The organism is Citrobacter sp. wls718, from assembly GCF_005280945.1.
GTDB lineage: Bacteria > Pseudomonadota > Gammaproteobacteria > Enterobacterales > Enterobacteriaceae > Citrobacter > Citrobacter gillenii.
Genome location: NZ_SZWV01000014.1, coordinates 1 through 21778, shown reverse-complemented (window position 1 = coordinate 21778; position 21778 = coordinate 1). Strand labels below are relative to the sequence as shown.

General features: G+C 53.5%; 17 protein-coding genes and 1 pseudogene. 12 read left to right on the top strand and 6 right to left on the bottom strand.

Translation table 11 applies throughout. The features are described from left to right. The first annotated feature begins 3 nt into the window (after nt 1–3). From FDW95_RS02430 to FDW95_RS02415, 4 genes are read left to right on the top strand one after another with little or no spacing between them, the layout of a single operon-like run. Entirely contained in the window at nt 4–351 is a 348-nt protein-coding gene (locus FDW95_RS02430; protein WP_137363401.1) for a heme-binding protein, read from the top strand. A 22-nt stretch (nt 352–373) separates the two neighbouring features. Continuing rightward, on the top strand, nt 374–1537 hold the full coding sequence (gene dhaT, locus FDW95_RS02425; protein WP_096755608.1) for a 1,3-propanediol dehydrogenase: 1164 nt from the start codon (nt 374–376) through the stop codon (nt 1535–1537). Between the two features lie 16 nt (nt 1538–1553). Next, nucleotides 1554–1907 (top strand): glycerol dehydratase reactivase beta/small subunit family protein, encoded by a 354-nt coding sequence (locus FDW95_RS02420; protein WP_115257448.1) that lies wholly within the window; start codon nt 1554–1556, stop codon nt 1905–1907. Then, nucleotides 1908–2438 (top strand): cob(I)yrinic acid a,c-diamide adenosyltransferase, encoded by a 531-nt coding sequence (locus FDW95_RS02415; protein ID WP_115257447.1) that lies wholly within the window; start codon nt 1908–1910, stop codon nt 2436–2438. On the opposite strand, the gene dhaR is transcribed toward FDW95_RS02415, so the two are convergent. Both dhaR and FDW95_RS02405 read right to left on the bottom strand, forming a co-directional pair. Further along, the gene (gene dhaR / locus FDW95_RS02410) at nt 2416–4341 is read right to left on the bottom strand and encodes a dihydroxyacetone kinase operon transcriptional regulator DhaR (RefSeq protein ID WP_115257446.1); all 1926 of its coding nucleotides are present in this window, start codon (nt 4339–4341) and stop codon (nt 2416–2418) included. The genes FDW95_RS02415 and dhaR overlap by 23 nt on opposite strands. A 91-nt stretch (nt 4342–4432) precedes the next feature. Further along, the gene (locus tag FDW95_RS02405) at nt 4433–5530 is read right to left on the bottom strand and encodes a glycerol dehydrogenase (protein WP_115257445.1); all 1098 of its coding nucleotides are present in this window, start codon (nt 5528–5530) and stop codon (nt 4433–4435) included. A gap of 564 nt (nt 5531–6094) precedes the next feature. Between FDW95_RS02405 and FDW95_RS02400 the strand changes: the two genes are divergently transcribed. Next, nucleotides 6095–7753 (top strand): glycerone kinase, encoded by a 1659-nt coding sequence (locus FDW95_RS02400; protein WP_137363400.1) that lies wholly within the window; start codon nt 6095–6097, stop codon nt 7751–7753. Between the two features lie 111 nt (nt 7754–7864). Here the strand turns inward: FDW95_RS02400 and cfa are convergent, their stop codons facing one another. Continuing rightward, nucleotides 7865–9019 carry a cyclopropane fatty acyl phospholipid synthase gene (cfa, locus tag FDW95_RS02395; RefSeq protein ID WP_115257443.1) on the bottom strand — a complete coding sequence of 385 codons (1155 nt, stop codon included), beginning with the start codon at nt 9017–9019 and terminating at the stop codon, nt 7865–7867. A gap of 67 nt (nt 9020–9086) precedes the next feature. Between cfa and FDW95_RS02390 the strand changes: the two are divergent. Further along, nucleotides 9087–9934, top strand: a pseudogene (locus FDW95_RS02390) (helix-turn-helix transcriptional regulator). Here FDW95_RS02390 and FDW95_RS02385 read toward each other — a convergent pair. Continuing rightward, the gene (locus FDW95_RS02385) at nt 9931–10713 is read right to left on the bottom strand and encodes a siderophore-interacting protein (protein WP_115257442.1); all 783 of its coding nucleotides are present in this window, start codon (nt 10711–10713) and stop codon (nt 9931–9933) included. The pseudogene FDW95_RS02390 and the gene FDW95_RS02385 overlap by 4 nt on opposite strands. A 238-nt stretch (nt 10714–10951) precedes the next feature. Here FDW95_RS02385 and FDW95_RS02380 point away from each other — a divergent pair, with 238 nt between their 5' ends. Continuing rightward, nucleotides 10952–11572 (top strand): PadR family transcriptional regulator, encoded by a 621-nt coding sequence (locus tag FDW95_RS02380; protein ID WP_115257441.1) that lies wholly within the window; start codon nt 10952–10954, stop codon nt 11570–11572. Between the two features lie 45 nt (nt 11573–11617). Here the strand turns inward: FDW95_RS02380 and FDW95_RS02375 are convergent, their stop codons facing one another. Beyond that, nucleotides 11618–13138, bottom strand: coding sequence for a PAS domain-containing methyl-accepting chemotaxis protein (locus tag FDW95_RS02375; RefSeq protein ID WP_096755599.1), 1521 nt, complete (start codon nt 13136–13138; stop codon nt 11618–11620). Nucleotides 13139–13568: 430 nt separating this feature from the next. Here FDW95_RS02375 and ygjG point away from each other — a divergent pair, with 430 nt between their 5' ends. Next, nucleotides 13569–14948, top strand: a complete 1380-nt coding sequence (gene ygjG / locus FDW95_RS02370) for a putrescine aminotransferase (RefSeq protein WP_168246938.1) — start codon at nt 13569–13571, stop codon at nt 14946–14948. 89 nt (nt 14949–15037) lie between these two features. Here ygjG and FDW95_RS02365 read toward each other — a convergent pair whose 3' ends face one another. Next, nucleotides 15038–15370, bottom strand: coding sequence for a tRNA-binding protein (locus tag FDW95_RS02365; RefSeq protein WP_115257439.1), 333 nt, complete (start codon nt 15368–15370; stop codon nt 15038–15040). 209 nt (nt 15371–15579) lie between these two features. Here FDW95_RS02365 and ebgR point away from each other — a divergent pair, with 209 nt between their 5' ends. The 4 genes from ebgR to FDW95_RS02345 form a co-directional block, all read left to right on the top strand. Continuing rightward, nucleotides 15580–16563, top strand: coding sequence for a transcriptional regulator EbgR (gene ebgR / locus FDW95_RS02360; RefSeq protein WP_096755596.1), 984 nt, complete (start codon nt 15580–15582; stop codon nt 16561–16563). 207 nt (nt 16564–16770) lie between these two features. Next, complete coding sequence (gene ebgA / locus FDW95_RS02355) at nt 16771–19863, top strand: beta-galactosidase subunit alpha (protein ID WP_115257438.1); 3093 nt, start codon at nt 16771–16773, stop codon at nt 19861–19863. Next, nucleotides 19860–20309 carry a beta-galactosidase subunit beta gene (locus FDW95_RS02350; RefSeq protein ID WP_115257437.1) on the top strand — a complete coding sequence of 150 codons (450 nt, stop codon included), beginning with the start codon at nt 19860–19862 and terminating at the stop codon, nt 20307–20309. The genes ebgA and FDW95_RS02350 overlap by 4 nt, the downstream gene beginning before the upstream one ends. A 65-nt stretch (nt 20310–20374) precedes the next feature. Beyond that, nucleotides 20375–21778, top strand: a 1404-nt coding sequence (locus tag FDW95_RS02345; protein WP_115257436.1) for an amino acid permease, incomplete at its 3' end; no start/stop codon positions are given.

Here is a 21778-nt window from a genome sequence, read left to right as displayed (position 1 = left end):
CGTGTGCTCTTCCGATCTGTCGTCTTTTCCGTTGTTGACTACGGCGGAAACACGCTGCTGATCCAGCGTATGGATGAGGCGTTTGTCACCAGCTGCGATATTTCACTCAATAAGGCCTGGACCGCCTGCTGCCTGCGACAGGGTACTCACGAAATTACCGATGCGGTGCAACCCGGTGCATCGCTTTATGGCCTGCAGCTCACCAACCAACAGCGCATTATTATTTTCGGCGGAGGGCTTCCAGTTATATTAAATAGAAAAATAATTGGCGCCGTCGGCGTGAGTGGTGGCACCGTCGAACAGGACCAGCTATTAGCTGAAACCGCACTATATTGCTTCTCTGAATTATAAAATAAACGTAAGAAGGTATATTATGAGCTATCGTATGTTTGATTATCTGGTGCCAAATGTGAACTTTTTTGGCCCCAATGCTGTTTCCGTAGTGGGTGAACGCTGCAAACTACTGGGTGGGAAAAAAGCCCTGCTGGTGACCGATAAAGGCCTGCGGGCAATTAAAGACGGTGCGGTAGATAAAACGCTCGCGCATTTGCGTGAAGCCGGTATTGAAGTAGCAATCTTTGACGGCGTCGAGCCAAACCCCAAAGACACCAACGTACGCGATGGCCTGGCGGTGTTTCGTCAGGAGCAATGCGATATTATTGTCACCGTCGGCGGCGGTAGCCCACATGACTGCGGTAAAGGTATTGGTATCGCGGCCACTCACGAAGGCGATCTCTACAGCTATGCCGGAATTGAAACCCTGACCCACCCGCTACCGCCTATCATTGCGGTCAACACCACCGCCGGTACAGCCAGTGAAGTGACCCGTCACTGCGTACTGACCAACACCAAAACAAAAGTGAAATTTGTCATTGTCAGCTGGCGCAACCTGCCGTCAGTATCGATTAACGATCCGCTGCTGATGCTTGGCAAACCTGCGCCTCTGACCGCGGCCACCGGGATGGATGCCTTGACCCACGCCGTGGAAGCCTACATTTCCAAAGATGCAAACCCGGTCACCGATGCCGCCGCTATTCAGGCAATCCGCCTGATCGCCCGTAACTTACGCCAGGCCGTAGCGCTGGGCAGCAACCTGAAAGCTCGCGAGAACATGGCCTACGCTTCACTGCTGGCGGGGATGGCCTTTAACAACGCCAACCTCGGCTACGTACACGCCATGGCGCACCAGCTTGGCGGCCTGTATGACATGCCGCACGGCGTGGCGAATGCCGTACTGCTACCGCACGTGGCACGTTATAACCTGATCGCTAATCCGGAAAAATTTGCCGATATCGCCGAGTTTATGGGCGAGAACACCGACGGCCTGTCTACCATGGACGCCGCCGAGTTGGCGATTCACGCTATTGCCCGCCTGTCTGCTGATATCGGCATTCCACAGCATCTGCGCGAACTGGGCGTAAAAGAGGCCGATTTCCCGTATATGGCAGAGATGGCCCTGAAGGACGGCAACGCGTTCTCGAACCCACGTAAAGGTAACGAGAAAGAAATTGCCGCGCTCTTCCATCAGGCTTTCTGACAACAAAGGGGACGCGATGCCACTTTCATCACCGAGCGTAAACCTGTTTTATCACCCATGCTGGCAGGATTCCCGCGTGCTTGATGAACTATGCTGGGGGCTGGAAGAGCAAGGCGTCCCGTGCCGGGCCATCAGCTGCAACGACAGCACCAGCGCGCTGGCGCTCAGCAGACGGGCAGCAAAAAGCTCGGCGCTGCGCGTAGGTCTCGGTCTCAGCGTGAGCGGCGAGATTGCCTTAACGCATGCCCAGTTGCCCGAGGATCGGGCGCTGATCTGCGGGCATATCGCCGCCGGGATCGAGCAGATCCGCACGCTCGGCGCCAACGCAGGCCAACTGGTCAACGTGCTTCCCTTCAGTGAGATAACATAAATGTATCGCATCTATACCCGAACCGGCGATAAAGGCAACACCGCGCTGTTTGGCGGCAGCCGCATCGACAAAGACGACATCCGCGTTAACGCCTATGGCACGGTAGATGAACTGATTTCCCAACTGGGCGTGTGCTATGCCACAACCCACCAGACCGAGCTACGCGAGGATTTGCATACCGTCCAGAAGACGCTGTTTGTGCTGGGTGCGGAACTCGCCAGCGACGATAAAGGGATCATTCGCCTGAAGCAGACGATTAGCGATGAAGATATTCAGAGACTGGAGCGGCTGATCGACCGCAATATGGCGCACAGCGGCCCGCTGAAAGAGTTTGTCATTCCGGGGATAAACCTCGCTTCTGCACAACTACACGTAGCGCGCACGCTGGTACGTCGGCTGGAGCGTATTCTCACGGCGATGGACAGAACGCTCGCCGTGCGCGACGAACTAAAGCGGTACATCAATCGCTTGTCCGACGCGCTCTTTTCGATGGCCAGAATCGAAGAAACTACTCCAGATGTTTGCGCTTAAACTGGCTGGCGTCGATGTCGTATTGCTTCATCTTGCGCCACAGCGTGGTGCGCCCAATGTTCAGCAGCTGCGACATCTCCTGCACGCGCCCGCTGGTGACGCGGGCGGCGTGGATAATCGCCTCTTTTTCGATGGCGGTAAACGTCAGGCTGGCAGGCAGCAGCGAAGATGTCGTATCCATACCCGGTCGTTCGGCAAACAGATAATCTGGCAGGTTGCTCAGGCGAATATGGCCATTCTCGCTGCTGATGGCGATGTTCTCGATAATGCTGTTCAGCTCGAAATCATTACCCGGCCACGAATAGGCCACCAGTTGCGCCAGCGCGTCATCATCCACCTTCAGGCTGGATGAAAAGCGTTTTTTCAGGCTGTTCAGGCGAGTATAAATCAGCGCCGGAATGCTGTTGCGCCGCGCGCGCAGCGGCGGAATAATGATTTCAAACGAGTGCAGCGCGTAATACAGCTGACGACTAAAGCGGTTTTGTTCCACCAGATTGGCAAGATCGACCGTGGTGGTGGCGATCACTTTCACATCCACCGGGATCAGGCGTCGAGCGTCGAGACGGGTCAGCACCCCCTGCTTGATCACCTGCAATAATGCAGACTGTAACTCCGGTGCCAAATATTCGATTTTTTCCAGAAACAGCGTACCGCCGTTCGCCAGTTCAAGGCGGCTCAGTCGGCCGTTTTCATCATCGGTTGGCGCACTGCCCATAAAATCCTGTCCCAGCACGCTGTTGGCATACAGCTGACAGTTTACGGCGATATACGGGCCGCTGGCCCGTTCACTTTCATTGTGGATCGCCTGACCGAGCAGCTCTTTACCAACGCCCTCTTCGCCGCACAACAGGATCGGAAAACTTCCCCTCGCCGCCTGGCGGCCAAAATGGATCAGCCGTCGGGTTTCCGGATCGTCCGCCGACATCTGCTCAAAAGTATGGCTTACTTTGCCCAACTGACTGGTCATCAGCTGGCGCATTTGCTCGACCGGATGCAGCAGCAGAATAAAGCTGTTGCCCTGCTCTTCCACAATCGGCTTTAAAGTGATCACCGCATCAACAAACTGGTGCTGGCTCTCAAAGGTGACTTCGACGTGATTGAGGCCACGAGCATGTTTGATTGCCCGGCGCAACAGCATCGGCATATTCACCAGGTCATGAAGATTTTTCCCCTGACTGGCCTGCACATCCAGATGTAACAGCATGGCGGCACGCGCATTGAGGAACTGCAGCACACCCTGTTCGTTCCATGCCATCACGCCATCATCCATGCTCTCCAGCAGCCCGTACATCTGATTCAGATGGCGATTAGATTCAGCCAACAGGCTGTCGGTCAGCAACGAATTGCCTACCTCTCTGGCAATCGCCAGCGTCAGGGAGAGATCGGAAACGGACTCATGTTCCACCAGGCAGCACAGCGAGATGGAGCCAAACAGTCGCCCGTGGTTATCAAATACCGGCGTTGAGCAGAACGACCACGGATGTAGCGCTTTTTTAAAGTGCTGATCGCCTGAAGTTTTTGTTGGCTGCCCCGGCATAGTCGCCAGCGACAGCGCACAGCTACCAATAATACTCTCCGCACAGTAGCTGCCGTCGAGAAAACCCAGCTCCGCCAGCTGTTCCACCGTCTGTGGATCGCCGCAGCGGCTGAGAATACAGGCGGACTCATCGAGGATAAACAGCGCACAGGGACGACCATCCATAAACTCCCAGGCGTCTTCCAGTGCGGCCTGAGCAATCGTCACCAGCGCAGTCTTGCGGCGGCAAATCGAGGCAAACGTCAGCCCTTGCGCCTGATGCGGCGCCTGCCAGGTTTCCCGCTGCATAAACTTACTGCAACGGTGCCATGACTGGGCAATAACCGAAGAGACGTCCTTTCCAATGTTCTGAGTGTGCGCCGTCATATTCCTTTCCGCTGTTTTACCCTGGACACCCCCTCCGACAGAGACGGTCAGAGGGGAGAAAATGCCGGCGCAGAGCGTTACTGATGTCTGATTAACGCGCCAGCCACTGCTGTCCCAACAGGTCTGCCGTCAGAATAGCGGCATGCACGCTTTCAGGCGTCACCGGGAACGGCATGTTGTGAATGGTTTCACCTTCTGCGCAGGTGGCTTTGGCAACAGCATGAATTTTGTCGTCAATGCCGTCTTTCACGCCCATTTGCGCCAGGGTGACCGGCAGGCCGACTTTTTGACAGAACGCCAGCACGGTTTCGATCTCTTCCATCGGGCTGTTCTGCAACACCAGCTGCGCCAGCGTACCAAACGCGACTTTTTCGCCATGGTACAAATGGTGGCACTCTTCCAGAATCGTGAAGCCGTTATGAATCGCATGCGCCCCCGCGAGGCCGCTGCTTTCAAAACCAATACCGCTAAGATAGGTGTTCGCTTCCACAATGCGCTCCAGCGCATCAGTTACGACGCCTGCCTGCGCCGCGCAGCGGGCTTTTTCGCCTTCTGCCAACAACGTATCATAACACAGGCGCGCCAGGCTCAATGCTGCCACGGTGGACTGTCCACCCGCCATGCTGGTCGCGCGGGCGTCATAACAGGCCTTCGCTTCAAACCAGGTAGAGAGCGCATCGCCCATCCCGGCAACCAACAAACGCACCGGTGCTTTGGCGATAATCGCGGTATCCATCACCACCATATCCGGGTTTTTCGGGTAGATCAGATATTCTTCAAACTCACCGGCTTCGGTATAAATGACCGACAGCGCGCTGGTTGGCGCATCGGTCGAGGCGATGGTCGGGATCACCACCACCGGCAGCTTCTGGTAATAGCCAATCGCTTTGGCGGTATCCAGCGTTTTGCCGCCGCCGATCCCGACCACGCCACGGCAACCGTGTTGCTTCAGAATGGCAATCAAACGATTAATTTCCACATGGCTGCATTCGCCGTTAAAGCGTTCCGCATGGCAGCTAATATCGTGATTATGCAGGCCATTGAGCACTTTCTCTCCCGCCAGATTCATCACGAAATCATCCGCAATCACAAAAAAGCTGTCCGCCAGATTTTTAGCATATTGACCAAATAAGATAGATGCATCAGGGCCCTGGAGATATTTGGCTGGAGATTGAATAACGTTTAGCATTCCTTTCATCCTCAAATAAGTACATGTTTTGACATGATGAGCCCTGGCATTGACCTGTTTAGCCTGATGCTAACGGCGAAAACAAAGCGCTACCGGAGCGATGCAATCACTGTATGGCGAGGCGAGTACAAAAAAATCATTCGTCTTTTTGTTCTGATATGAAACGGATAAAAGGAAAATACGTTCCATATTGAAACAATTAACCCTAAAAAAGATAAGGTTTGCGATCCCGATCCGTTCCTTTAGCCCATATTTCTGTCACGCAAAGAGGCCCGGTTTCGCCTTTTTGTTATCTAACGCCAGAATAACCGGCAAAAAAAAGCGCTCTGTCCCGAACAGCCCGCCCTGACGGCCGGTGAAAAAAGCCGCGTGGGTTCGCATTTAGCCATTTCCATTCGTCATTACGTTCCATTTAGGAACAAAAAACAGTTTTTACGTTCCGAAATGAAACTCATTTTACTTGAGTTTTTTTCCGCGCTGACTCGGCCAGAATCTCTCCATCGCCTCCGCTACCATGACCATGCATTCGGGGGTTTGTTTAATACTCAACCTGCCGGAGCCGTTATGTCTCAATTCTTTTTTAACCAGCGTACCCATCTCGTTAACGATGTCATCGACGGTACGATTATCGCCAGTCCGTGGAATAACCTGGCACGCCTGGAGAGCGATCCGGCCATCCGCATCGTGGTGCGTCGCGATCTCAACAAAGAGAACGTCGCGGTGATCTCCGGCGGTGGCTCAGGTCACGAACCCGCCCACGTTGGATTTATCGGTAAAGGCATGTTAACCGCCGCGGTTTGCGGTGACGTGTTTGCCTCCCCGAGCGTCGATGCGGTACTGACCGCCATTCAGGCGGTGACCGGTGAGGCAGGCTGCCTGCTGATCGTGAAGAACTACACCGGCGATCGCCTAAATTTTGGTCTGGCCGCCGAGAAAGCGCGTCGGCTCGGTTATAACGTCGAAATGCTGATCGTCGGCGACGACATTTCGCTACCGGATAACAAGCACCCACGCGGGATCGCTGGCACCATCCTGGTGCACAAAGTTGCCGGCTATTTCGCCGAACGTGGCTACAACATCGCTACCGTGCTGCGTGAAGCACAGTATGCGGCGAACAACACCTTTAGCCTGGGCGTCGCACTCTCCAGCTGTCATTTGCCACAGGAGACCGACGAGGCTCCGCGTCACCATCCGGGCCATGCAGAGCTGGGCATGGGCATTCACGGCGAGCCGGGTGCGTCGGTGATTGACACGCAAAACAGCGCGCAGGTGGTTAATCTGATGGTAGAGACGCTGATGGCCGCCCTGCCGGAAACCGGCCGTCTGGCAGTGATGATCAATAACCTCGGCGGCGTTTCCGTTGCCGAAATGGCCATCATTACCCGCGAACTGGCCAACAGCCCGCTGCACGAACGTATCGACTGGCTGATTGGCCCGGCCTCGCTGGTCACCGCGCTGGATATGAAAGGCTTCTCGCTGACCGCCATGGTGCTGGAAGAAAGCATCGAAAAAGCGCTGTTGACCGAAGTGGAAACCAGTAACTGGTCAACGCCCGTGCCCCCACGTGACATCACGACCGTGCCGTCATCTCAGCGCAGTGCACGCGTGGAATTTCAGCCTTCGGCTAACGAACAGGTTGCCGGGATTATTGAGCAAGTCACCGCAACGCTCGCCAATCTTGAAGCGCACCTCAATGCGCTGGATGCGAAAGTCGGCGACGGCGATACCGGGTCAACCTTTGCCGCAGGTGCGCGTGAAATTGCCGACCTGCTACATCACCAGCAGCTTCCGCTGGCTAACCTTGCCACGTTGTTTGCACTGATTGGCGAGCGCCTGACCGTGGTCATGGGGGGCTCCAGCGGCGTATTGATGTCAATTTTCTTCACCGCTGCCGGACAAAAGCTGGAGCAGGGTGCCGGGGTCGCCGATGCGCTAAATACGGGGCTCGCCCAGATGAAGTTCTACGGTGGTGCAGATGAAGGCGATCGTACGATGATTGATGCGCTGCAGCCCGCGCTAACATCGCTACTGGCACAACCACATAACCTGCAAGCCGCCTATGACGCTGCGCTGGCAGGCGCAGAACGGACCTGCCTGTCGAGCAAAGCCAACGCCGGGCGCGCGTCGTATCTCAGCAGTGAGAGCCTGCTTGGTAATATGGACCCCGGCGCACACGCGGTAGCAATGGTGTTTAAAGCGCTGGCAGAGAGTGAGTTGGGCTAAGTTCTTCGTTCTACGGGTTATCAATGCCTGATGGCGCTACGCTTATCAGGCCTGCGGTTTGCTCGCTTTTGTAGGCCGGATAAGGCGCTTGCGCTGATATCCGGCAAAACATTAACGATAAACGCGAAGTCCGCCCTCTACGCCCCGGCTAAACAGCACCTGCCAAAGCTCGATATCTCTGGCACGGAATGCCCCAGCACACGCGCATAAATAGTAATTAAACATCCTTTTGAAGGTCGCGGAATAACGCGACGACAGCGTCGGCCATGCCTGGTTAAACCGTTCATGCCAGGCCATCAGCGTTTTATCGTAGTCGCTGCCGAAGTTATGCCAGTCCTCCATCACAAACCGCGATTCGCTGGCCTCGGCAATGTGGGAAATCGCCGGTAAACAGCCGTTTGGGAAGATATATTTATTGATCCACGGATCCACACTCATCCCTTTTTTATTGCTGCCAATGGTATGCAGCAGGAACAATCCATCGGGTTTTAAGCAGCGGTCGGCAATACTGAAATAGGTATCGTAGTTTTTCGGGCCCACGTGTTCAAACATCCCCACGGAGACAATACGATCATAGCGTTTATCGAGGTCGCGATAATCCTGCAGCAGAATAGTGACATCCAGCCCGTCACAGCGCTGCTGCGCCATTTTCTGCTGTTCTTTCGAGATGGTAACCCCGTCTACCGCTACGCCATAATGGCGTGCGGCATATTCAGCCAGCCCGCCCCAGCCGCAACCGATATCCAGCAAACGCATGCCCGGTTGCAATTGCAGCTTCTCACAAATCATTTTTAATTTGGCATTCTGCGCGTCGTCTAATGTTGTCGCGTCTTTCCAGTAGCCGCAGGAATATTGCATGTGGGGATCAAGCATCAGGGCGAAAAGATCGTTACCTATATCGTAGTGTTCTTTGCCGACAATCCAGGCACGGCTGCGTGATTGCAGATTAAACAAACGCGCGCTGGCAATGCGTAAAATATCTTTCAGATTGCCCGGCATTTTTTGGTCGAGTTTTGCTTTAAGGATTTTGCAGAACAGAATATCGAGCCGCTCGCAATCCCACCAGCCTTCCATATAGCTTTCACCCAGCCCTAACGAGCCTTGTTGCAGCACCCGTTTAAAGAAACCGGCATGGTGAAGTTGAATGTCCCAGGCGCGCGAACCATTAATCTGGATATCAGCCTGCTGGAGCAGGTCTTTCCCCATTCGGGTCCAGTTATCATTTGTTTCATTGACGATGACAGCATCAGAACACAGCGAATTCATGGTATTTACCAAAGGTGGACGAATAATTCTTACGCAAGATTATTATGGAAAACAGGGTGTATGTATTATGATTTGCGGACAAGATCTATCGAACAGAAGCCACATCACCGGAAGTATCAGGTATTTTTTATGGACACCCTCAGGCAAAAACAGTGGAGTTCCTTCCCGGATGATTCAATGGCGGAACTGCCGCAGGACGTGTACTTTCGTTCTTATGTCCTTGAAGCGAATAACCATGTTCCACCGCATTCACACGCATTTACCCAGTTTCATTTCGCCCGTAAGGGCAGTATGCGCATTGATGTCGCCGGTAAATGCTGGATAATTCCCGCACATTACGGTATCTGGATCCCGAATAATATTGAGCATGCGGTATGGGCGCTGGATGACGTGTATTTAGAGAATCTGGATATTAAGCCAGGCTTTCTTGAGAAGCGCATCGACGAGTGTAAAGTGGTGGCGATCAGTGATTTCGCCAGAGAGTTTATTCATTACGCCACCAACGTCATTTCAGGCCATTATGATAGCCAGTCAAAAGAAGGAAAACTGGTGAGCGTGCTGGTCGATATTATTTTGCAATTACCGGAAGTCGCCTTTGTATTACCCTGGCCGCAGGATGCAGAATTAACAAAAGTGTGCCGGACAATACAGGAATCTCCCGCACGGGAACACTCGGTGGAGTACTGGGCTAATCATCTTGGCATGTCCGCCCGGACTTTCTCGCGTCATTTCAAAAAAGAAACCGGGTTACCGTTCAGCGTCTGGAAGCAAAAGATGCGTATTCTGGAATCGGTGTTAATGCTGAAGAAAAATAAAAGCGTTACCGCCGTGGCGCTCGACGTGGGGTATTCGAGCACCGCGGCGTTTAGCTACGCGTTCCGCCAGGCATTTGGCGTTCCGCCGTCAAATTATTAATCAGCCGCTTTCCGCTGATGCCAGTAGGCTGCCGCACGCACCCGCTGCGGGTCAAACGCCTCGGTTTCAAAGCGGGCGCTCAAATTTTTTACCACTTTCCCTTCGCCGGTTACCCAGATGAAATAATCGTCTGCAGGCACCGTCAGCCGAGCCAGCGCGTCATCCACTGCCTGTTCGTCATGCCCGACAAACCACTGGATAGCAAACCCATCCAGATGGGCAAGGTAGTCCTGATACGCCGCATCCTGCACGCTCACCAGCGCCGTGACGTTCGGGCGTCGCGCTAAACGACTGAGCGCTTCCAGGCGACGGCGCAATGCAGGCATTCCCGATTCATCGCACACATAAACCTGATACGCATACTCTTCCGGTACCACCAGCGAGCCGCGCGGTCCGCCAATCGTCAGTGTATCCCCTGCACGGGCATGCATCGCCCACGTACTCGCCACGCCACCGTCATGAATATAAAAATCCAGCGCCAGTTCATGACGCGCATCATCGTATAGCGGCGTGTAATCCCGGGACGCAGGGCGCACACCGTCAGCCCAGACGATGCCCTCATCGGTAACCACCGGCGGCACAAAATGGCTGCCTGGCTCAGGAAAGAAAACTTTGGCGTGGTCATCAAAGCCGCGTGAGCTGAAGCCGTCCAACGCCTCCCCGCCCAGCACGATGCGCTGAAAACCTGCGCTGATACGCTCAACGCGCAGGATGGTAAGTTCACGGAAGCGCAGTTCATTACGAACGCGCTGGGGGTAGCGTGAGGTGTTTTTTGTCATTTTTCGCCTTCGTGAGGATAATACGATATATCTAAATTAATATTCAAATGATAATGATTGCTAATAACAAAGATTGCAAGCATTTTTTTGATACACGCCACGGCGTAAATCCCCTTCTCACCATTGATAATAATTGACATAAAAATCAATCAATTAAAACACCAGCCTATCACGCACTTGCAAAATCATAACTTTTAGATATAAATTAGATATATCGAAATAACATCTGGAGACTACTATGCAAAACCACCATGACGGTTGCTGCAAACATGCAGATCACCCACACGAAGGTTGCTGCAAAGGCGAAGAACATCGCCACGAAGGCTGCAACAGTGAAGGACATCACCACGAGCACGGCTGCGGGCATCGCCATGGTCGCGGTGGCGGCGGGCGTCGTCAGCGTTTCTTTGGTCACGGCGAATTACGCCTGGTGATTCTGGATATTTTGACCCGCGATGCCAGCCACGGCTATGAGCTGATCAAAGCCATCGAAACGCTGACCCAGGGCCACTACACGCCGAGTCCAGGGGTGATTTATCCGACGCTGGATTTCTTGCAGGATCAAGAGCTGATTGTCATCAGCGAAGAGGAAGGTGGGCGTAAACAGATCACGATCACGGCGCAAGGCCAGCAGTGGCTGGAGGAAAATCGCGAGCATCTGGCGCTTATTCATGAACGCGTTAAAGCACGCTGCGTTGGCTTTGAATTACGTAAAAACCCGCAGATGAAACGCGCGCTGGAAAACTTTAAAGCCGTGCTGGATCTGCGGGTCAATCACGGTGACACCAGCGATGCGCAGATCAAAAAAATCATCGGTATTATCGATCGCGCAGCGCTGGATATCGCTCAGCTGGATTAATCGGGTCATCGGGCGGACCCCGTTGTTCCGCCCGAATAGCGGTGCTTAATGCAGCACCGTCACCGCATCTTCCAGGCGCCCGGCGCGATGTTTCACCCGCACTGAAATTTGCGCGCTCTCTTCAACCAGTTCGGCATTTTTCTGCGTAATGTTGCTCAACTCATTCACCGCACGAGTCAGGCTGGTCAGCCCGTCTGCCTGTTCCAGCGTCGAATGGCTGATTTGTGCGATCAGTTGGGTGACGTTCTGTACCTGCGCCACAATGTCGTCCATCGTGCGGCCAGCGGCGTGAACCTGGCTGGATCCGGACTGCACCTTGTCGGCACTGGCATCAATCAGCTTGCGGATGTCATTCGCCGCACTGGCGCTCCGGCTGGCAAGATGGCGTACTTCCCCTGCCACGACGGCAAACCCTTTCCCCTGCTCGCCCGCTCGCGCCGCTTCAACCGCCGCATTCAATGCCAGGATATTGGTCTGGAAAGCAATATCGTTAATCAGCGTGGTGATGGTGCCGATACGCTGGGTGCTGCTGGCGATATCGTCCATCGTTTTGATCACCGTCTCCATCGCCTCGCCTCCCTGCGTTGCCGCACTGCTGGCGGCAATCGAGAGTTTGTCAGCCGCAGATGCTGTCGCCGAGTTTTGCTTCACCGACGCCGCCATCTGGTTCATCGTCGTCACCGTTTCCTGCACGTTTTCAACCGTTTGCTGGGTGTGCTTGTTTAAATCATCGCTACCTTTTGCCAGCGTATCGCTGTCGTTACGCACGCAGGAAACCTGGCTTGAAACGTCGTGAATAAGCCAGCGGCACATTAATCCCAGTTGCCCCACCGCCCGCAGCATCAGGCCCAACTCATCGCTGCGGTTCAGGTGCGTCACGCTGTTGCGCTCGCCGGTCGCCACTTTCAGCGCCTGGCGGGCGACATTTTCTATCGGGCGTACAATTTGCCATTCGAAAATCGCCGTACCCGCCAGCATCACCAGCGCACTCACCAGCAGCAGCGGCCACGCCGCGCCCATTTGCTGCAACGCTGCCGCCAGCACGGCAAACATCAGTGTCATCACGCTGCGCACCCGCCAGCGAACCGGCAGCGCCGGCAGCTTTCCCAGCCAACTTTTACGCACCACGAGTCCCTTATGGATGCGTTTGTTGCAACGTCCTTCATTTAGCGCCTGATACAACGGCTCGACCGCCGCAATCTCCTCCTGCGTCGCCCGGGTTCGAATCGACATATACCCGGTCATTCGCCCTTCACGTACCATCGGCACCGCATTGGCTCGCACCCAGTAGTGATCGCCGTTTTTACAGCGATTTTTTACAATGCCGCTCCATGGCTCCCCCTGTTGCAGCGTGTACCACATATCAGCAAATGCCGCCTTGGGCATGTCCGGGTGACGAACCTGATTATGCGGCTTGCCGAGCAGCTCGCTCAGCTGATAGCCGCTAACCTGGACAAACGTGTCATTCGCATGAGTGATGTAGCTTTGTAAATCGGTAGTCGACATGAGGGTAATATCATCATCCAGCGGAGTATGCTGCTGACTAACGTAGGGATCAGAAGACATGGTTGCGTCCTATGCAGGTTATCTGGTTGTTAACTTTTTCGGCATATGTTATTTCGGCGATAATTTTTTTATCTTTAGTTGTTAAATTTGATTTAGATCGCAATTTGCGATTAAACCTCAGAATTTGTATGTTTTCTAATTCATTGATTTAAAATACTTTCATCCTGTAACTATTCAATCAGGCTTCACTCTGCGCACCGTCACAGTGCAACTTCTGCCTGTTTTTGGCGCAGAAGATCGCGTATCTCACCTGTTTTCAGAGAGTCAACCTGGGCAAAATACCGCCAAATTTTAACTTTTGGCATTAAATGTTTCGCAAATGAAATGTATCCTGGTGTTTATCCCGATTTTCGTTAAGCGCGCCGGGATGGCGTAATCCCTGCAATACTTAATTCAGTATCATGTGATACGCGAACTCCGGGAGCATATTTTGAACAGGTTACCTTCCAGCGCATCGGCCCTGGCCTGCAGCGCACACGCACTGAACCTCATCGAAAAGCGAACGCTTGATCATGAGGAAATGAAAGCACTTAACCGAGAGGTCATTGAATACTTCAAAGAGCATGTCAATCCGGGGTTCTTAGAGTATCGAAAATCTGTAACTGCCGGCGGGGATTACGGAGCCGTAGAGTGGCAAGCGGGAAGCCTGAATACGCTTGTCGACACCCAGGGACAGGAATTTGTTGACTGCCTGGGCGGTTTTGGAATTTTCAACGTGGGGCACCGTAATCCAGTAGTGGTCTCCGCCGTACAGAATCAACTCGCTAAACAACCTCTGCACAGCCAGGAATTACTTGACCCCTTGCGGGCCATGTTGGCGAAAACGCTCGCCGCACTGGCGCCCGGCAAGCTGAAATACAGCTTCTTTTGCAACAGCGGAACCGAGTCGGTTGAAGCGGCGTTGAAGCTGGCGAAAGCCTATCAATCGCCACGCGGCAAATTTACGTTTATTGCCACCAGCGGCGCGTTCCACGGTAAATCGCTGGGCGCACTGTCCGCGACGGCCAAATCCACGTTCCGTAAACCGTTTATGCCATTGCTGCCGGGCTTCCGTCATGTTCCGTTTGGTGACATTGACGCGATGCGTACCATGCTCAGCGAGTGTAAAAAGACCGGTGATGATGTCGCTGCCGTGATCCTCGAGCCGATTCAGGGTGAAGGTGGCGTGATCCTGCCACCGCAGGGATACCTGACCGCCGTGCGCAAACTGTGCGACGAGTTTGGCGCGCTGATGATCCTTGATGAAGTGCAAACCGGCATGGGTCGTACTGGCAAGATGTTCGCCTGCGAGCACGAAAACGTGCAGCCCGACATTATGTGTCTGGCGAAAGCGCTAGGCGGCGGCGTAATGCCTATCGGTGCGACCATCGCTACCGAAGAGGTGTTCTCCGTACTGTTCGATAACCCATTCCTGCACACCACCACCTTTGGCGGCAACCCGCTTTCCTGTGCGGCGGCACTCGCAACCATCAATGTCCTGCTGGAGCAGAATTTACCGGCTCAGGCAGAACAAAAAGGCGATATGTTGCTGGATGGCTTCCGACATCTGGCGCGGGAATACCCGGATCTGGTGCAGGACGTACGCGGTAAAGGCATGCTGATGGCGATCGAATTTGTTGATAATGAGATCGGCTACAACTTTGCCAGCGAGATGTTCCGCCAGAGGGTGTTGGTTGCCGGAACGCTGAACAACGCGAAGACGATCCGCATCGAACCGCCGCTCACGTTAACCATCGAACAATGTGAGTTGGTATTACGCTCAACGCGTAAAGCGCTGGCCGCATTACGCGTCAGCGTGGAGCAAGTGTGACAGACGCCGGATGGCGCTGCACTTTTCCGGCCTACGGGATCACATGTAGGCCGGATAGGGCGTAACCGCCATCCGGCAGCATCACACGCTTACACAATCCGCACGCCTGCGGGCATAACGCGCTCTGGCGTCAACAGCACGCTTTCACTGCCATCGTCCGTTTCCGCACACAACAGCATGCATTCTGACGTTTCGCCGCGCATTTTCGCTTTTTGCAGATTACACAGCACCACCACCGTTTTCCCCATCAGCTCATCTTCGCGGTAGTAAGGCACCAGGCTGGTCACGGTTTGCAGCGTTCGTTCGCCGACATCAACCTGAACGATGTAGAGTTTATCGGCATTGTCATGACGCTTTACCTGGGTAATTGTTCCCACGCGAATTTCCATTCGGGCGAAATCCGTAAATGCGATCGTGTCCATTCTTTTCTCCTTTGGTAAAATTTTACTAAATGTTAGCAAAAAACCGTCCTGGCATTGTTCTCAAAAGCCGTAAAATGATGCGCCCATCACACTCTGAAAGCGGGGTTTTACCGTGAATATGTCAATTAGAGGTACTTTTTTTACTGAAAACAGGTGAATAGATAAGCACTTCATTTACAATGCGGGGGTAACTCAGGGAAAAGGTAAACATGGCAACACTTAAAGACATCGCAATCGAAGCTCGTGTATCCCTGGCGACAGTGTCCCGGGTGTTAAATGATGACCCGACGCTAAACGTAAAAGAAGAAACCAAGCGTCGCATTCTGGAGATCGCGGAAAAGCTGGAGTACAAAACCAGCAGCGCGCGTAAACACCAGACCAGTACGGTCGGCCCCCAGCATATTCTGGCGCTCTACAGCTACCAGCAGGATTTGGAAATCAACGATCCTTACTATCTCGCTATACGACACGGGATTGAAACGCAATGTGAAAAGCTGGGGATCGAACTGACCAACTGCTATGAACACAGCGGGTTGCCCGACCATAAAAATATTACCGGCATTCTCATCGTTGGTAAGCCATCTCCTGCCCAGCGCGCTGCAGCAACCGCGCTGACCGACAACATCTGCTTTATCGACTTTCATGAACCCGGCAGCGACTATGATGCCGTCGATATCGATCTGACCCGCATCAGCAAAGAGAGTATCGATTTTTTCATCGCCCAGGGCGTGACCCGCATTGGCTTCATCGGCGGTGAAGACGAGCCGGGCAAAGCGGATATCCGCGAGGCCGCGTTTGTCGAATACGGTCGCCTGCAGCAGGTGGTCTCGGAACACGATATCTATCGTGGCGGATTCTCCAGCTCGTCAGGTTATGAGTTGGCGAAAAAAATGCTGGCCAAAGAAGATTATCCCAGCGCCCTGTTTGTCGCCTCAGACTCAATCGCCATTGGCGTTCTGCGCGCAATTCACGAACGTGGCCTGGCGATTCCACAGGATATTTCGCTGATTAGCGTCAATGACATTCCGACGGCACGATTCACCTTCCCTCCGCTGTCCACCGTGCGCATCCATTCAGAAATGATGGGCAGTCAGGGCGTTAACTTGCTGTTTGAAAAAGCCCGTGACGGACGCGCGCTGCCGCTGCTGGTTTTCGTGCCCAGCAAGCTGAAACTGCGCGGCACCACCCGCTAACCTCCCTTTTTTCGCGCCCGGTTTCTTCTGATACCGGGCATGCTTTGTCATGCCTTGTTTTTCTCTGCACGGGTTATTTTCGTGATCAAGTTAAAGTAAATCATCTTACCCGCTATATTTTAGTAAAACTTTTACTAAAATCACCTGCAATACCACTTACTCACCATCACTTTGAATGGTTCCGATTTCTCTCCACCGGGAGGCCTTATGAATCGCTGGGAAAACATTCAGCTCACCCACGAAAATCGACTGGCGCCACGCGCATACTTTTTCTCTTATGACTCGGTAGCGCAGGCTCGCTCGTTTGCCCGTGAAACCAGCAGCCTTTTTCAACTGCTAAGCGGTCAGTGGAATTTTCAGTTCTTTGAGCATCCGCTGCAGGTGCCAGAAGCCTTTACGTCGCAGTATATGCACGACTGGGGCAGCATCACCGTCCCCGGCATGTGGCAGATGGAAGGACACGGCAAGCTGCAATATACCGACGAAGGTTTCCCGTTCCCGCTTGATGTGCCCTACGTCCCCACCGATAACCCGACCGGTGCATATCAGCGGATGTTTACCCTCAGCGAAGGCTGGCAGGGAAAACAAACGCTGATTAAGTTCGACGGCGTTGAAACCTACTTCGAAGTGTACGTCAACGGCCAGTACGTGGGCTTCAGCAAGGGCAGTCGTCTGACGGCCGAATTTGATATCAGCGCAATGGTGCACACCGGTGACAACCTGCTGTGTGTGCGCGTGATGCAGTGGGCAGACTCTACCTACGTTGAAGACCAGGATATGTGGTGGTCTGCAGGGATCTTCCGCGACGTCTATCTGGTGGGCAAGCAGGCGACCCACATTCAGGATTTTACCCTTCGTACCGAGTTCGATGATAACTACCGCGATGCCACTCTCTCCTGCGACATTGTGCTGGAAAACCTTGCCGACTCACCGGCACAGACCTCGCTGGAATACACCTTATTTGACGGTGAGCGGGTGCTGCACAGCGGTGTTATCAGTCATCTGACTCTCGATAAGCTCACCCGTACTGCCTTTGATTTCGAGGTTAGTGCGCCACAGCAGTGGTCGGCTGAGTCGCCGTATCTTTATCATTTAGTGATGACGTTAAAAGATGCCAGCGGCAATATTATTGAGGTGGTTCCGCAGCGCGTCGGATTCCGCGACATTACGATCCGCGACGGGCTGTTTTACATCAACAACCACTACGTAATGCTGCACGGTGTTAACCGCCACGATAACGATCATCTGAAAGGCCGCGCGGTCGGAATGGATCGGGTCGAAAAAGATCTGCTGCTGATGAAGCAGCACAACATTAACTCGGTGCGTACCGCGCATTACCCGAACGATCCGCGCTTCTATGAGCTGTGCGATATCTACGGCCTGTTTGTGATGGCCGAGACCGACGTCGAATCCCACGGCTTCGCCAACGTCGGCGATATCAGTCGCATCACCGACGATCCGACCTGGGAACCGGTATACGTTGAGCGCATCGTGCGCCACATCCACGCACAGAAAAACCATCCGTCGATCGTCATCTGGTCACTGGGCAACGAATCCGGGTACGGCTGTAATATTCGTGCCATGTACCACGCTGCGAAAGCGCTGGATAACACGCGTCTGGTGCATTACGAAGAAGATCGCGACGCCGAAGTGGTGGACATTATTTCCACCATGTATACCCGCGTGCCGCTGATGAATGAGTTTGGTGAATATCCGCATCCGAAACCACGCATCATCTGCGAATACGCCCACGCCATGGGTAACGGCCCCGGCGGGCTGACGGAATATCAAAACGTTTTTTACCAGCACGATTGCATTCAAGGACACTATGTCTGGGAATGGTGCGACCATGGCATTCAGGCAAAAGATGATAACGGCAACGTCTGGTATAAATTTGGCGGTGACTACGGCGACTACCCGAATAACTACAACTTCTGCCTCGACGGCCTGATTTACCCCGATCAAACACCGGGAGCGGGTCTGAAAGAGTATAAGCAGGTGATCGCCCCAGTGAAGGTCTACGCGAAGGACCTGACGCGCGGTGAACTGCGTGTCGCAAATAAGCTGTGGTTCACCACGCTTGACGACTACACCCTGCAAATTGAAGTGCGGGCCGAAGGAGAAACGCTCTCCACGCAGCGGATTAAACTTCACGACGTGGCCCCCAACAGCGACACTCTGCTGCACTGCACGCTGCCGACGCTGGATGAGAGGGAAGCCTTTCTCAATGTCATCGTCAGCAAAGACTCCCGCACGTCCTACAGCGACGCCGGGCACCATATTGCCACTTACCAGTTCCCGCTGAAGGCCAGAACCGCTACGCCAGTGCCGTTTAGTCAGCAAAACGCCAGCGCCCTGACGCTGGAAGACGATCGCCTGCGCTGCACCGTTCGCGGCTATAACTTCGCGATAACCTTCTCAAAGCTGAACGGGAAGCCGATCAGCTGGAACGTGAATGGCGAAGAGCTCATTACCCGCGAGCCGAAGATTAATTTCTTCAAGCCGACGATTGATAACCACAAACAGGAGTTCGAAGGTCTCTGGCAGCCAAATCATTTACAGATTATGCAGGAGCATCTGCGGGATTTTGCCCTCGAACACACTGACAATGCGGTGGTGATTACCAGCCAGACGATCATCGCCCCGCCGGTATTTGATTTCGGTATGCGTTGCACCTACCGCTGGCGGGTAACGGTCGACGGTCAGCTGAATGTTGAGCTTTCCGGTCAGCCTTACGGCGAGTATCCGCACATTATTCCGTGCATTGGCTTCACCATGGGCATCAACGGTGATTTGGGGCAAGTCGCGTATTACGGACGTGGTCCGGGCGAGAATTACGCCGACAGCCAGCAGGCCAACATTATCGATATCTGGCGTTCGACCGTGGATGCGATGTTCGAGAACTACCCATTCCCCCAAAACAACGGCAATCGCCAGGATGTGCGCTGGGCAGCGCTGACCAACCGCCATGGCAACGGTCTGCTGGTCGTCCCACAACGTCCTGTCAATTTAAGTGCCTGGCGCTATACGCCCGAAAATCTCTTTGCCGCACAGCACTGCAATGAACTCCAGCGCAGCGATGACATCACTCTGAATCTGGACCATCAGCTACTGGGCCTGGGTTCCAACTCCTGGGGAAGCGAGGTGCTCGACTCCTGGCGCGTCTGGTTCCGCGAGTTCAACTACGGCTTTACGTTGCTGCCCATTTCCGGCACCGAGGCCACCGTTCAGACCACTGCTAATCGCGCCTTTGGCACGGAGTTCTTTTCCACGAATTTGCACAGCGAGAATACAAAATGAGGATCATCGATAACTTAGAGCAGTTCCGACAACTCTACGCTTCAGGTCGGAAGTGGCAGCGCTGCGTTGAGGCGATTGAAAATATCGACAACATTCAGCCCGGCGTCGCCCATTCCATCGGTGATTCGCTCACTTACCGCGTGGAGACCGACTCCGCTACCGATGCACTGTTTACCGGTCATCGCCGTTACTTTGAGGTGCATTACTACCTGCAAGGGCAGCAAAAAATTGAGTATGCCGCCAAAGAGGATTTACAGGTGGTTGAATACTATCGCGATGAAACCGATCGCGAATACCTGAAGGGATGCGGAAAAACGGTAGAAGTACACGAAGGGCAGCTGGTTATTTGCGACAACCACGAAGCCTACCGCTTTATCTGTAATAGCGCGGTGAAGAAAGTCGTACTCAAAGTCACCATCGAAGATGGTTATTTTCATAATAAATAAAAAGACAGGCGGCACAGAAGTTGTGCCGCCAGTACCCTACAATAATCAGGAATCGGAGATGTGCTATGTCTGATACCAAGCGTAATACCATCGGCAAGTTCGGCTTACTGTCGCTGACCTTTGCCGCCGTTTATAGTTTTAACAACGTAATCAATAATAATATTGAGCTTGGTCTGGCATCTGCACCGATGTTTTTCCTCGCCACGATTTTCTACTTTATTCCGTTCTGCTTAATCATTGCCGAATTTGTTTCACTGAACAAAAACTCCGAAGCCGGTGTTTACGCATGGGTAAAAAGCTCACTGGGCGGGCGCTGGGCATTTATTACCGCCTACACCTACTGGTTCGTTAACCTGTTCTTTTTTACCTCGTTACTTCCGCGCGTAATCGCCTATGCCTCCTATGCATTTTTAGGCTACGAATACATTTTGACGCCGTTCGCTACCACCGTGTTAAGTATGGTGCTGTTTGCCTTCTCAACCTGGGTTTCGACCAACGGCGCAAAAATGCTCGGGCCGATTACCTCCGTCACTTCCACGCTGATGCTGCTGTTGACGCTGTCTTATATTTTACTGGCGGGGACTGCGTTGGTTGGCGGCGTACAGCCTGCCGATCCCATCACCGTGGATGCCATGATCCCGAATGTTAACTGGGCCTTCCTCGGTATTACGACCTGGATTTTTATGGCGGCAGGCGGCGCGGAGTCCGTGGCGGTGTACGTCAACGACGTGAAGGGTGGCTCAAAATCATTTGTGAAAGTGATTATTATCGCCGGGATTTTTATCGGTGTGCTTTACTCAATCTCCTCAGTACTGATCAACGTTTTTGTCAGCAGCAAAGAGCTGAAGTTTACCGGTGGCTCGGTGCAGGTATTCCACGGTCTGGCCGCATACTTCGGCTTACCTGAGTTGGTGGTTAACCGCTTTGTCGGTCTGGTGTCCTTTACCGCAATGTTTGGGTCACTGCTGATGTGGACCGCAACGCCGGTTAAAATTTTCTTCTCCGAAATCCCGGAAGGTATTTTTGGCAAGAAAACCGTCGAACTGAATGAAAACGGCGTTCCGGCTCGCGCAGCCTGGATCCAGTTTTTGATCGTAATCCCGCTGATGATTATCCCCACGCTCGGTTCGAATACCGTGCAGGATTTAATGAATACCATCATTAACATGACCGCTGCGGCATCCATGCTGCCTCCGCTGTTTATTATGCTGGCCTATTTGAATCTGCGCGCCAAGCTGGACCACTTACCGCGCGACTTCCGCATGGGATCGCAAAAAACCGGGATTATCGTGGTATCGATGCTGATTGCCCTGTTCACCATTGGATTTATCGCTTCAACGTTCCCAACCGGCGGCAACATTATCACCATTATTTTCTATAACGTCGGTGGTATTGTTATTTTCCTCGGTTTTGCCTGGTGGAAATACAGTAAATACATCAAAGGACTAAGGAAGGTGCGAACAAGTTCC

Coding starts and splice junctions, on each gene's coding strand:
- FDW95_RS02400 (WP_137363400.1), top strand. CDS start 6,095: ATGTCTCAATTCTTTTTTAACCAGCGTACCCATCTCGTTAACGATGTC.
- FDW95_RS02350 (WP_115257437.1), top strand. CDS start 19,860: ATGAGGATCATCGATAACTTAGAGCAGTTCCGACAACTCTACGCTTCA.
- FDW95_RS02385 (WP_115257442.1), bottom strand. CDS start 10,713: ATGACAAAAAACACCTCACGCTACCCCCAGCGCGTTCGTAATGAACTG.
- FDW95_RS02420 (WP_115257448.1), top strand. CDS start 1,554: ATGCCACTTTCATCACCGAGCGTAAACCTGTTTTATCACCCATGCTGG.
- FDW95_RS02415 (WP_115257447.1), top strand. CDS start 1,908: ATGTATCGCATCTATACCCGAACCGGCGATAAAGGCAACACCGCGCTG.
- FDW95_RS02380 (WP_115257441.1), top strand. CDS start 10,952: ATGCAAAACCACCATGACGGTTGCTGCAAACATGCAGATCACCCACAC.
- ebgR (WP_096755596.1), top strand. CDS start 15,580: ATGGCAACACTTAAAGACATCGCAATCGAAGCTCGTGTATCCCTGGCG.
- FDW95_RS02405 (WP_115257445.1), bottom strand. CDS start 5,530: ATGCTAAACGTTATTCAATCTCCAGCCAAATATCTCCAGGGCCCTGAT.
- cfa (WP_115257443.1), bottom strand. CDS start 9,019: ATGAATTCGCTGTGTTCTGATGCTGTCATCGTCAATGAAACAAATGAT.
- ebgA (WP_115257438.1), top strand. CDS start 16,771: ATGAATCGCTGGGAAAACATTCAGCTCACCCACGAAAATCGACTGGCG.
- dhaT (WP_096755608.1), top strand. CDS start 374: ATGAGCTATCGTATGTTTGATTATCTGGTGCCAAATGTGAACTTTTTT.
- FDW95_RS02375 (WP_096755599.1), bottom strand. CDS start 13,138: ATGTCTTCTGATCCCTACGTTAGTCAGCAGCATACTCCGCTGGATGAT.
- dhaR (WP_115257446.1), bottom strand. CDS start 4,341: ATGACGGCGCACACTCAGAACATTGGAAAGGACGTCTCTTCGGTTATT.
- FDW95_RS02365 (WP_115257439.1), bottom strand. CDS start 15,370: ATGGACACGATCGCATTTACGGATTTCGCCCGAATGGAAATTCGCGTG.